This window comes from Kaistella chaponensis (assembly GCF_900156725.1).
Classification (GTDB): domain Bacteria; phylum Bacteroidota; class Bacteroidia; order Flavobacteriales; family Weeksellaceae; genus Kaistella; species Kaistella chaponensis.
In genome coordinates this window covers 226021-239606 of record NZ_FTOI01000004.1, presented here as the reverse complement: position 1 = coordinate 239606, position 13586 = coordinate 226021, and the positions used below count along the sequence as shown (strand labels likewise).

The 13586-nt window shown below is 34.0% G+C and carries 10 protein-coding genes; all 10 read right to left on the bottom strand.

Annotation, left to right across the window (positions count from 1 at the left end; genetic code table 11):
• Positions 1-288 precede the first annotated feature (288 nt).
• Positions 289-900, bottom strand: coding sequence for a DUF2306 domain-containing protein (locus tag BW932_RS06185; protein ID WP_076386475.1), 612 nt, complete (start codon positions 898-900; stop codon positions 289-291).
• A gap of 22 nt (positions 901-922) precedes the next feature.
• A complete protein-coding gene (locus BW932_RS06180) occupies positions 923-1924 on the bottom strand; it encodes an alpha/beta hydrolase (RefSeq protein WP_076386473.1) in 1002 nt (333 codons plus the stop codon).
• Between the two features lie 210 nt (positions 1925-2134).
• Positions 2135-2959 carry a DUF4249 domain-containing protein gene (locus tag BW932_RS06175; protein ID WP_076386471.1) on the bottom strand — a complete coding sequence of 275 codons (825 nt, stop codon included), beginning with the start codon at positions 2957-2959 and terminating at the stop codon, positions 2135-2137.
• Positions 2960-2969: 10 nt separating this feature from the next.
• Positions 2970-5342, bottom strand: a complete 2373-nt coding sequence (locus BW932_RS06170; RefSeq protein WP_076386469.1) for a TonB-dependent receptor — start codon at positions 5340-5342, stop codon at positions 2970-2972.
• 67 nt (positions 5343-5409) lie between these two features.
• Positions 5410-6099 (bottom strand): LytR/AlgR family response regulator transcription factor, encoded by a 690-nt coding sequence (locus BW932_RS06165; protein ID WP_076386467.1) that lies wholly within the window; start codon positions 6097-6099, stop codon positions 5410-5412.
• A complete protein-coding gene (locus BW932_RS06160) occupies positions 6092-7138 on the bottom strand; it encodes a sensor histidine kinase (protein WP_076386465.1) in 1047 nt (348 codons plus the stop codon). The genes BW932_RS06165 and BW932_RS06160 overlap by 8 nt, the downstream gene beginning before the upstream one ends.
• Positions 7139-7297: 159 nt before the next feature.
• Entirely contained in the window at positions 7298-8167 is an 870-nt protein-coding gene (locus BW932_RS06155; protein WP_076386463.1) for a hypothetical protein, read from the bottom strand.
• Positions 8168-8279: 112 nt separating this feature from the next.
• Positions 8280-9443 (bottom strand): helix-turn-helix domain-containing protein, encoded by a 1164-nt coding sequence (locus BW932_RS06150; protein ID WP_076386461.1) that lies wholly within the window; start codon positions 9441-9443, stop codon positions 8280-8282.
• Between the two features lie 346 nt (positions 9444-9789).
• On the bottom strand, positions 9790-12165 hold the full coding sequence (locus tag BW932_RS06145; RefSeq protein WP_076386459.1) for a T9SS type A sorting domain-containing protein: 2376 nt from the start codon (positions 12163-12165) through the stop codon (positions 9790-9792).
• A gap of 186 nt (positions 12166-12351) precedes the next feature.
• Positions 12352-13530, bottom strand: coding sequence for a serine hydrolase domain-containing protein (locus tag BW932_RS06140; protein ID WP_084566458.1), 1179 nt, complete (start codon positions 13528-13530; stop codon positions 12352-12354).
• Between the last annotated feature and the right edge of the window lie 56 nt (positions 13531-13586).

The window sequence follows — 13586 nt, the reverse complement described above, 5'->3', positions numbered from 1 at the left end:
TGACCTTAACATAACATGAGTTTCCTTTATTTTTAAACAGTGTAATCTTCCCCAAAAACAGGAACAGTTAAAATTAGAGTTTTTAGTTACAGTTAAACTTTTATCTGTGAGATCACAAATTTTTGGGTAAGCGTATCCGAAGGCAAACGCCGCCAGTAATGCCATAATTATTATAGAATAACCCGTGATTTTTGCAGCAGTTTTATTTTTCATATCTAGTAATTTGTAAATTTTGTGAGTGGATTATTTGCAATCGTTGTAATAAAATTATAGTATGGTTAATAATGTTTAAAATTTTTCCAAATTATTACCTCTTAAAATAATGTATGCAACCATCAAATTGGGAACCCAGCTCAACCACGCAACAATTCGATAAGCATCATTAAAATTTCCCAAAATGCCTATCAGTATTGGAAGCCAAATTCTTAAAGTAACAGCACTAAAGCACGCAGCGTAACTAAAAATCATAAACTTTTCGTGCATTTGCACATTACCAATTTTAATAGATTTGAAACCCAATATAGTAGTGCTTAACCAAGTGACGCCTAAAGAGAAAAAACCAAGAGCACTTATTATTCCGCCAGTTGCGTAAAATGAAATAACAAGTCCACAAATGCCACTTATTAAAACAGAAACCAGATATATCTTTCCAATTGCTCGGTGTAATTTCATATTTTTCAGTAGTAACCTGTTACTAAACTGCAACCATCCAACTAATAGAGCAAGCCCACCGAAAATGATATGTCCATAAAATGCAATGTTCCAAAAATTGTTACTTAAAAGTTCTGCAGACTTCGAGGATAATAACCCAAATTTCCTATCTACAAAAAAATAAATAATTGGATACAGACCAACAAGTGTTGCTAAAATTCCAACTATGATCAAATTAATTTTTTTCATTTTCAAATAATTGATGGGTTATTTACTTACTACTTGCAATTTTATTTACCATGTGATTTATGGCATCCCTAATAACTTTTGGCTGTTCCTGGTTGATATAATGACCACTATTTGGAACTAAAATCTGTTTGCTATCACTTGAAAGGAGTAGAAAATCATTTTGCATCTTATTCCAGGAAGTTAACATCTCCTCTTTTAATTTTTCATCTTTAATAAATGAATCATAGCGTTTTTTATCCGCAGCAGTTAATATATAAAGAGGAATAGATCCAAAAGATTTTATTTTTGATGCTTGTTTTTTAATGGAACTCATCTGATCTTGCTCTTCCAAAACTGCATTTGCACTTTTGTATAGTAAAGCAGGCATGATCGAATTCTGATATTCATATTGTTTCTCGTTTGCAAACATATTCTTGAACATTAAACGAGCGATTCCAAAAGTATTTGCAAATTTTAAAAGTCCACTTGGTAGTCCTTGGTTTGTCATTTTGAATAGTTCTGGCGACAAATATTTTTTATCATCGGGACATTGACTATCCACAAATATTACACCTGCAACATCTTTCGGATATTTATCGATAAAAAAACGAGTAAGCGTTCCTCCAAATGAATGTCCTACAATTATATAAGGTTTTGGAGCGTTCGCTTTTTCTAGCACATGATGTAAGTCTGCCGCAATTTCCTCACCTGATTTCGGTTTATCTCCTCTTTCACTCCATAAAATACCCGCTCTGTCATAGGAAATACTTGTGAATGTAGTAGGTAATTCTTTTTGCACGTTATACCATTGAAGATGTCCTGCTGGATCAAATGCAGTTTCAAAAACTACAGTTGGACCCCCACTTCCTGTTTTGTAATAATGAAGGCGGTGATTTGCAACTTTTACAAAGCTTCCGGTTGCTTTAATTTTTTCGGCTTCATTTCTCGATTTCCATTCGAAGACAAATCCAATTGATAATGAAATGGCGACTACTGCAATGATCGCTGAGCCAATTCTTTTGAGCCATTTGACGAAGGTTCTCATAATTTTGCTTTTAAATATTGATATTATGAATTAAAGTAATTTTATAATATCTGCTCCAATTTTTTTTAAATTTCAAACAAAACCTTTCATTACTCTAACCGATTTAAATTGACCTTCTAAGGTGGACCACGGTTTTCCTTCTTCGGTCATGGTTACGATTGATATCGCTGTAGGGTCTATAATTCTTCCATTACATCAATATATTTTCACTTATTGAATGGTATAAGAATACTCAGCCGTTTCTCCCAATCGGAAATAGCCGAAAATTAGATCTTTTGGATCTGTTTCATTTTTAATATTTCCCTTCACCAATGTTGGTGTAACTTGAAAAGGGCCATTATTTGAACCTGAAGAAGCATTGAGCAGTAACTTCATATAATTATGATAACTTTCAGAAATGCCATAGAGTCTAAATTTTAAAATACTACCTGCGATCAAGTCAGGATGAGTATATATTCCAGACATAACATTGCCTTGGTAAAATTGATCATTTGTTATCTGATAATCAGGCAGCAACGCAACATTTGCAATTGTTTGAAGTAGATAAAAATCATTTGTGACAGGGAAATCATTAAAATTGATTTTTACGCCAATCTCATCATTGTTGAGTCCTAAATTATTTTCCTGTTCAATTGTAGCAATATCAGGAGTAGGAAGCAAGCGTTCTGTTGCAGTGTAGGTTTTACCTCCAGAAATAATAGTCAAAGTATAAGTTTCTCCAAGTACGGGTTGAAAGTTTTCGCAGGTATACCTCCCGGAGTTTGAATCTGAACTTGGCTCTTCTATAAAATTGAAAATTGTATTTGAACTATTTTTAATAGTAACGGTAGCGTTGGAAACCTTTGGCATTACATTTTGATAATATCCAGTAGATCTGGTAAGCTTAATGGTCTGAGTATTTCCTGATGTTCCTTTCACCCAGTTAATATTTGCGTCTACTACAAGACGTTCTGGAGCAGTATCTAAGTCTATGTTGACGACTTTTTCACAGCTCATTAGTAAAAATAATGTTGCAATAATTAATATAATTTTCATTTGAATTGATTTAAAATTTGAAATTGTATGAAATGCCCGGAATGATTCCGAAAATAGAAAACTTAACTGCTTCGGTCTCTCCTGTGTCTATATTTTGTCTGAAGTTAACAGATGCTGCATTTTGTCTATTATAAATATTATAAATACTGAAAACCCATTCGCCGCGCCATCCTTTTTGTTTATTTGGTTTAGGAACATACGTTGCAGAAACATCCAGACGATGAAATGTTGGCAGCGTGCTTTCATTTCTATTTCCAAAACTTGGAATAATAATGCCTTGATACTCATATTGGCCATTAGGATAAGTGGTAGGTTGTCCCGTTTGTAAGGTGAAAATTGAGCCTAAATTCCATTTTTCACTTAATTGATACATTCCTGTAACCGATAAATTGTGTAATTTATCATAACTTCTTCTATACCAATCCCCATTATTTATTCCCGGTTCATTCGGTGATCTTCCAGGGGTTTGCTGTTCACTTCTAGAAAGCGTGTAAGATATCCATCCCTGTAATTTACCTGTGTTTTTGCGGAGTAGAAATTCTATTCCATAAGCCCGGCTTCTACCATTGAGTATAATTTGTTCTAGGTTATTATTGCCAACCAACTCGGATCCATCAATATAATTTACAGTGTTGGTGGCTTTTTTGTAGAATGTTTCGATCTCAACAGAATATTTGTCGTCTTTAAAATTTCGAAAATATCCTACTGCAAACTGATCAAGTAATTGAGGTTTGAAAAAATCATCACTGGGAGACCAAATATCAAGCGGAGTTGGAGAACTGGTATTAGAAATTAAATGAAGATATTGCGCCATCCTGTTGTAACTTCCTTTAATGGATTGGTTTTCATTTAAAGAATAAGAAATAGAAACTCTAGGTTCAAAATTTCCAAATTGTGCAATCACTTCATTGGATTTGTAACTTTTTATACCGGTAGGAATTGCTTTTTCATATATCCCAAATTCTTCGTTAAAAACTACTGCTTGATTGTTATCGTAAATGCTCACATTCTGGGGTCCAAATCTACAGAACAGACTATATCGCAAACCGGAATTAACTGTTATAGCCTCTGATAATTTTTGATCCACATCAAAGTATAAGTCCGATTCTATGGCTCTTTTTTTATCTAACTGCCTCTCGTTAATTCCAGATTCAGCGTCGATTGGTGTAATCTTTCCAGGATTAAATTCAAAATATTGCGTGTTTAAACCATATGTTAATTTTGTAGAATTACCCAAATAGTGCTTAAAATCATACTTCAGATTGAAATTTTTAATACCGCTGTCCCAATTAAACCCGAAGTAATCTAATTTTAAACCATAATAGTAGTCACTGTAGATGAGGGACAAATTGGAAAATAATTTGTCGGAAAATAAATGGTTCCATCTGACATTAGCAATGGTGTTTCCATAAGTATTTACAAAACCACCATTTATATCAAATACGTCTCGTCCAAAATAGCCGGATACAAATAATTTGTTGTTTTTGTTTATTTCAAAATTAGCTTTAGTGTTTAGATCGTAGAAATAAGCCGAATTTTTATTATCAGATAACTTCAAAAATAAGTGTCCATAAGAACCTCTTCCTGCTAAAAGGAAGGAACTTTTATTTTTTACAATTGGGCCTTCTGCCATTAATCTGGCGGAAATTAAACCCAAACCTCCCGAAAACCTGTAATTTTCTTTATTGCCTTCCTTTTGGTAAATATCTAGCACAGAAGAGAGTCTACCACCGTAACGTGCTGGAATTCCACCCTTATACAGTTTTAAATCTTTTATGGCATCCGAATTAAATACTGAAAATAATCCGAACAAATGTGATGTATTATAAACAGTAGCTTCATCTAAAAGCACTAAATTTTGATCAGCAGATCCGCCGCGAACATTAAAACCGGACTGTCCTTCACCACCGTTTGTAACTCCAGGAAGTTGTAAAATTGATTTTATGATATCCACTTCACCAAAAACAACCGGCATTTTTTTGATTGTTTGCAGATTGAGTTTATTCGTGCTCATCTCCGCTTTTTTTATTTCGGATCTTTTATTATCTCCTGTAAGAATGATCTCTTCAATATTTTTAACGTCGTCCGTTAGTGAAATATCTTTGTTTAAACTGGAAGTAAATTCTAAAGTTTCTGAATAGGTTTGAAATCCCTGATAACTAGATTGAATTGTATATTTCCCAGGAGGAATTGTTAGGGAATAAAATCCATATCCATTTGTACTTGTACCTATTTTGAGTTCTGGGATATAAATATTGACCCCGATTAATGTTTCTGTTGTTTTGTCATCTTTTACTGTGCCACTAATTGTTATTTTATCTTGCGCCTTTATTACGCTTGATATTGCTATAAAACCCAGGAAGATTATTATTTTTAAGTTCATTTTTAATTAGTTAGTTAATTTTTAATTTTTTGTTATTTATTTTAAGTTCAGGATTATTGAAAACTTCTCACTGATCAATTTGCTTGAAAAAAGATGCTCTGTAAGTACTTGAAATTGGAATAATTTTTTCTACCAATCTGATTCTATTTCTTTCGATACATTCTATTTTATTTAAAGCAACCATGTAGGATTTGTGAACTCGGCATACTATGTTTGATGGAATAATTTGCTCTAATTCACTAAAATTCTGTAAAGTCATGATCCTTTTATTAGTCAAGTGAATTCTTCTGTAATCTCTCATCCCTTCAATGAAAATAATATCTGAGATGGTTATTTTTTCCAGTCTATTTTCAGTTTTTACGAAAATATTCTCCTTTACAACATTGTAGGTAGGTTTAGAAAGATTCTGTACAGATTTGGTAACTGCTTTTAAAAATCGATCAAATGAATATGGTTTTAATAAATAATCAGAAACATTTAGTTCATAGCCTTTCATCGCATATTCTTGATATGCCGTTGTTATAATGACCTGGCTTTGTATCTTGGTACCTTCCAACAGTTCGATCCCCGATAATTCGTCCATATTAATGTCTAAAAATAAAAGATCGACCTCATTATTTTGTAGATAAGCATGTCCCTCAAGGGAATTGTCAAAACTTGCCCGCACTTCTAAAAAAGGGATTTTTCCAGCAAAATCAATTGCTCTTTCTAAAGCAAGAGGTTCATCTTCTATAATTATACAGGTGAAATTACGCATGGGTAGGAATTGTTAAGGTTACACTATATAAATCGACTACAATTGAAACATTTAATTTGTAGCTTCGCTCATAAATTAAATCTAATCGCTTTTTGATGAGTTGATTTCCCAATCCATTATTTGCGGACTCCTTTTTTGCATCAGGATTAAATTGGTTTATACAAACAAAGGTGATAGTGTCTTTGCTGATCATCAGTGAGATACTTATTGCATTCCTTATTTTTTTATTCGTGGCATATTTAAAGGCATTCTCAATAAATGGAATAAAAATCATCGGTGGAATAAGAAAATTATTTGATTTCCCGATTACAGAAAAACTGATGAAACTCGCATTAGAAGTTCTGATTTTTTGCAGCTCAATATATTTTTCGATGTACAATAATTCTTTTGCAAGAAAAATTTTCTCAGTTTTGGTTTCGTATAACATGAAACGCATTATTTCTGATAATTTATTTAAATAATTAGATGCCGCCGTCGCATTTTTAGAAATCAAAACATCAATATTATTAATTGTATTAAACAAAAAATGAGGGTCAAGTTGGGATTTAACTAAGGCTAATTCTATTTCATTATTTTTAAGAGATAATTCTTCTTTCATATTAATTTCATCAATCCACGTGATAAACCCTTGCATTAGTAATGCAACTATTCCTGTAATGGTAGAAATTACGGTAGAAAAAAAGGTAATTCCCACAAATGAGCTCATCGTAGAACCTTTCTCGCAATAAGTGTCCAGGAAAAAGTAAAGCAACACATAGCCTAAAAATCCTGTGGTGAGGGAAATGAGCAAGGAAAAGCAAATAGATTGTGCATATTTTTTCTTGATGATGTATTGCCTAAACACAAAGTGGTAATAGCCATAAAAAGCAACAAAAGAAGGAATTAGCGCTAAAAAAATAATAAGTTGCAGTGTATGAAGGAAACGTTCACTAGAAATATTATCCTCGCCGCCATTATAAACTGCAATAATGATCAGCGCCAAAAATAGGTAGCACAACCAAAATCCAATATGCAGGAATAAAAAAAGATATTTTTTCACGATTTATTTATTAATGATCTGGTACAAAGTTTCGCTTTCTCTTCCGCTTAAAAAAATACATTCTGCGAATAGTACTTTTTTGTCTGCAAATCGTAAGGTTTCATCTTTATGCGACTTTTAGATCTATATTGTACATTCACAGATTGTTAATCAGCTGCCTTACAATTTCAGTGATAACCCAACATTTCCGCCAATCCACATCCATAATTTACCTTTGCTCCACTCATCAGTATACATGGAATACGGAATTTTTAAAGTCCCATATTCTCCGTCCAATTTTTCCTCGGTGAGATAGATGTTAAAAGACGGCCCAATTATGAATGATAATTTTTCCGATAGTTTATGTTGATAATTGAAGTCCACTTTGTTGAGCATATTCAGACTACCTTTCCAACTCTTATTTAATGAAATATGACTGCTGGAAAAATCAATGCTTAATTTCTGCTTTTCTGATAGTCGAAAATTTCTTCCGAAACCTAAACCAGCAGTGTATATCGTATTACTATTGGATGTAGCGTAACCTATTTTATAAATAGTGTAGAATTTTTCGACGCCCATTTTGTAATTCACGTTACCATAAATAAATTCGCCACCCGTAATTTCTACTTCATACAATCCACCTTTCACTATGTTGATTATCCCAATAGGAATTCCCTGGTCTGCATCTCCTAAAATATTAATAACGCCGAACTGAATGCCATTCAATTTTTTTGTAAAATTAAATACGCCCATCTGAAATCCTTTAAAATTTCCTTGTTGTACATTCACTGTTCCCAGCTGAAATCCGTTTGACTCTCCTTTATTATAATTGAGAACAGAGCCGATCTCAACCCCATTAAAACCTCCATTTATACCGTAAATAATGTTAAAAGAAAACTTATTAGTGTATTCAATTGCATTTTTTCCATTCGTTCCAAGCGGATAAGCAAACGTGATCTGTGCTTTGCGTGTTTTGGTACTATCTTTAACTTGTGCAGAAAAATTGGTACATATAACCAGGAAGATAATTACGAGTTTTAATTTTGACATTTTCTATTTTTATTTGATGCAAAATTAGCAGAGACATTTTCAGAAAACGACTTATTGGATAAGATGATACGTGCTTTTTCTAATTTACAAATCGTTGTAGTTCAGTAATTTATTAAATAAACATCTCCTCAACAGGAAGATAAGTCTCAATCTGCTGCATTGATATCTTGTAATAATCACTTGGGGTAAGCTGAGTATACTTTTTAAAATTTCTATTAAAGGAAGCTTTAGAATTAAAACCACAATCAAAAGCCAACGCAACCAAAGTGTATTGCTTACTTTCTTTTTGTTTCAGGCGGAAAATAAATTCTTGGATTCTTCGCTCATTTATTAAATCGTAAAAACTTTTTCCACATTGGGAATTAATTACTTGTGAAAGATGATTTGGGTGTACTCCTAATAAGACCGCCAAATCGGTGAGCTTAAGTTCTGGATTGAGGTAAGGTTGCTTTTCATTCAAAACTTTTATTAAAGCGGCATGAATTTCTAGAATATTTTCAACATTTAAGCTTGATTTGGAATATCTGGGTGTTTCTGCATCGCGATTATTTTCCTCGCAAATATCGGAATGAGGTTCTTCTTCTTCTTCTTCTGATGGGAATGAATTTGCCCTAAAAATCTGAACTTGTTTGGTACCAAAATAACTCATCCAAATAATGAATAGGGATACTGCGCCGAAAATGAAGCGATCATCCTGGACAAATAAAATGATAATCCAAACAATAGCCATTCCAATAATGAGGTATAGTAACCAATTAAAATTGATTCTTTCGGTATTTGAAAACTGATTGTTTATATTTTTTTTGTAGTCTAAAAGTTTTTTTGCCGACCACGGAATATAAACCATGCCCGAAATATAAATTGCCAGAAGTTTTATAAAGCCTTGCATCTCATATCCCCTTCCACCACTTCTGAGTATTTCGCTTCGGCTTTCAAAGGGTAAAAAATAAATATTGACAAAGAGGAAAAACACGATTGCAAAGGGAAAAACATGTAGTAAATCACTTTTTTTAAACGAATTAGTGGTGGTTTGATATTTTGTGTATAGAAGCAGAAGTGGTCCAATTAGCAGCGGAAAAGGCATCCCTAAAACAGTTAGAGACGGATAGATTAGGTGTTTATCCGAATAAACCAAGAAAAATGAAAACAAGGAAATGCCTGAAAAACAAAACCATAGAGCCAATACATAATCGGATAATCGCTTATCATTTTTCGAAAACAAGACAAATGAATGAAAAGCAGAAAGTATAATTCCAGTTAAAAAAAGATATTGCATGTTGCTGTTTTATGAAGTCAGGAGCTTTCGGTTGGTCTCCTTGCTATTTTTGATATCGGAGAAGATCCCAGGGTTATAAAATTTCTTACTGTTCGTCATGGTTTTTGGAATTTGATTTATTCAAAATCCTTCATATTTAGCAATTAACTGCTCATTCGTTTTTTTGCTGTTTGAAAGAGATTCTATGATCCGATCATTTTCAACTTTGGATTTATTCTGATTCAATTTTTTCTTTGCCCCGGTCTTTGTGACATGGATTTCAAATGCAATAATTCCCCTGATCGAATGCTGTGAATCTCTAAATAAATTTAATCAATCATCGTATTCTCAACTTTTACTTTTTATTTTATTTTTTAATTAAAGTAATGGTTTTCGCACCTTCTGAAGATTGCGTTTTTAAATGATAAACTCCTACCGCTAATTGGGATAGATCGATCGTCACATTTTTGGAATTTGTTTTAAAATCTTTAATTTTTTGCCCACTTGCATTGTACAAACTCATTTCATTAATTTTCATGGTCGCATTAATGAACACCAAGTCAGAACTTGGCACAGGGAAAAATTCTATCTGTTGCTTTTCAATCATACCAATTCCCAAGGTGATATTTACCGTCACCGTAACTGCAAAAACACCGCTGTAACATCCATTACTTAATGTTTTTGCGTAATAGCTTGCACCATCAGTTAATACTGTTCCTACCGGCAAAGCATTTGTGTTGGAATTGGCGTTTGCTAAGGATGCGTACCAAATAACATTTGTAGGATTTACAATAAGATCTTCTATCGTTGCATCATTACTGTTGGTAACATTAATAGTTTGATTACTTGCACCTGTTGGTGTTGGTGTAGAATTAACGGTAACTGTCAAGGTGGCTGTTTCTGCACATTGCCCAGTGGAAGGAGTAAAAGTATAGGTTTTAGTTTGCGTATTACTTAGAGCTGGAGCCCAGGTTCCGGTAATCCCATTATTTGATGTAGTGGGTAAAGATGCTAAAATCTCACCTGCACAAATTGGATTAACCGCGGTAAATGTCGGCGTTACTTTCGGAGTGATGTTTATGGTCACACTACCATTCATGGTAGAGGAACAACCACCGACCGTTCTGGTAGCAACTACGGTATAAGTTCCGGCGGCAGTTTGGTTTCCAAAGCCAATTGAAGCACCGTTTCCATTTAATGGAAAACCAACATTATTGGTGCCATTTTTTAACTGGTACATTACTCCAATTTCCGAGTTTAGCACATTGACTACGTGTCCGACACCGCCCGCGCAATAAGTCCCACCACCACTAAGGTTGTATGGAATAGGATTTATGCAGGGTACCTGATACTCATACGCGCCTAAATCCGGTTGACTGTCTCTTATATTTCCAACAATATCCAGAGTTGGAATCCCTGAACCTGTGATTCCACTATTTTTTGCCGGGCTTGAATTCTGTAATGTTAAACCATCATCGGCGGTTGCCCATTGATTATCTACTCCATCACCATCTGCTGCATTTACAAACAAAGGATTGCTATTCGAACTATTAACTAATACAGTATTTGTTATAGCTAAGGGATTTCCTGTCGCATCTCTAATGATACAGTTTATAAAAGTAGGTTGAAATCCAATTCTATTTTCCTGACTGTAAATTTCATCACGTCCAACTACAGGATTACTCGTCGGCGTATTGTTCCAAAACAAACAATTTTTAAATATTGCTTTAGAAAATCCCTGATAACCGACGCCCACAAATGATCCTGTATTATTTACAAAGCTACAATTGGTAACCGTTGATAAATTGGCATCACCTCCTCCAAATAATAAAGCCGCACCATTTTGAGCCGAATTGTTGTAAAAAACTGAATTTACAATATTAGCCGTTCCATCAATGACTAAGGCACCTCCTCTTGAAGAATCTAAAAAACCAGAACCGCCTGTATTATTAGAAAATACGGAATTAAGAATGGAACAACTGCCTCCATTAATTACCATTCCAGCGCCAAAAACGCCAAAACTTGAACCGCCCACAAGAAATGAATTGCTTTCAATTACACAATTTGTGAAGGAAGATGAACAACTATTGTTAAGAACTCCCGCTCCCACCGCATCATCATCAGTATTGGTACAATCTGCGCTATTCAAAGTTATTTTGCAATTGGCAAAACTTGTCGCGGAAAAAGTGTTAAAAATTCCACCGCCATGGTACCTCGGTAGTACGCGGGTTCCGACTGTTATTTTCGAAGTTGAGGGTGCAGTGGCGTATCCTTTGGTGATCGTAACTCCGTCTAAAACTGTAGCATTTGTTAAATTTACACTTATGACCACGTGATAAGCATTATCAGCTAAAACATTGGTCGTTCCCAAATCCCCACTCAAAATTGTTTGGTTAGTTTTCCAGTCTCTCTGGCTGAACAAGGTTTCCGTTCCTGCGAATCCACCATAAACTTTAACACCATTTTTAAGGGTAAAAGTTTTGTCTCGGTTATTTGCGGGTGCCGTGCTTCCAAATGGGTCGTGTGTCGGCAAATAAGTTCCGGCTTTTACCCAAACTGCATCTCCGCTAGATGCGTTATTAATGGCATTTTGCAGATCTTTTTTTGCAGTGGTCCAACTGGTACCTGCTCCCGAATTATCAGCTTTACTTGCATCAACGAAATAGATGTTTTGGGCCATCGCGGAAAATGGAAACAATAAAACAAGGAACATCCATTTCAATTTTAGTAATTTTTTTTTCATAATTTGAAGTTATTGGTTGGGTTCAATAGATCTTCAGCCGATTGTCTGGGATTCAAAAAACTATTTCTTATTTTATGTTGGTTGAATTTTATTTAATTAGTTTTATTTGGGTACTATTGTAATCTATCGGTTTCGTCTAATTCAATATATATTTTGCTTAATTTAGAAAGCCTTTCTGTAAATCACTTACTCTTTTTCCCGCAAGCCGTTTGCATATTTATACAGTTCCTCATAGATATCAAATGGCACTCCTTCATCATCGATAGAGGTGTTGATAAAGAGAACAACTCCAATTTCCTCAGTTAGATTCGATAGCATAAAAACCCTTACGCCAGGATCAGAACCATTATGACCAATACGGGTTGCGCCTAATTTGGTACTCCAAAAAATTCCCGAGTTTAGTTTTGAAAGATTTACATTTTCAGGTCTATTTGAAGCAGTAAATTGATATTCTTTCATCTTTTGAATGGATTCTTTTTGCAAAATTTCACCACTATTATATTTTCCATCATTTAAAATTGTTGTAAAATAATTAGCTAGATCAGAAACAGAAGTCCGAATTCCTCCTTCAGGATAAGTTGGAAAGGTATATAGTGGAATGCTCTTAAGCATATCTCCTTTCATTTCATATAATTTGGTATGATTTTCCACTTTTATTTCATCTAAAGACCACGCCGTGTTTTTCATTTTCAGAGGTTTAAAAATGATTTCTTTACCAAGCTCCTGCAGTTTTTTATCCATAACAACCTCCACAATATAACCTGCTAATGCAGCCGGTATATTAGAATATTGATAATAAGTACCCGGTTTATTATTTAAGAAGTTGTCCTGAGAATAATATTTCCCCTCAGGATCGAAATAGTTTTGTAAAAAACTGCCCAATTCCTCATCAGACTTGCCGCCGTAATTATAGGTATCTCCATAAAAAGGAGATCGATCTGCAAGACTGGAAGTGTGTGTAGCAAGATTCCGAAGCGTAATTTTTTCGTTTGGGAAATAAGGATTTATCACTTTGAAGGGTAGATAATTATTAATGTCGGTATCTAATGATAATTTCTTTTCTTCCACCGCTTTCATTAAACAGACTCCCGTAAAATTTTTGGCTGTGGAGCCAATATTCATGACGGTCTCGGTAGTAAAAGGTTTTTTATTTACTAAATCCGCATAACCATATCCTTTTTCCCAAACAATTTTTTTGTCAATGATTATTGCTGCTCCGACGCCAACTATTCCTGTTTCGCTCATTTTACTTTCTATAAAATGATCAATCGAAGATTTTTCTAGCATATTGTTAACAGTCTGTGCCCTATTATTAATGGAGCATGCAGTAATCAGAAACAGGCACAAAATTGCTGTAAATTTCATAATCTTTCTTTTTTAAAACAGTGTTTTTTACCGGAAAAGCTTCTAGCGTATCAAGT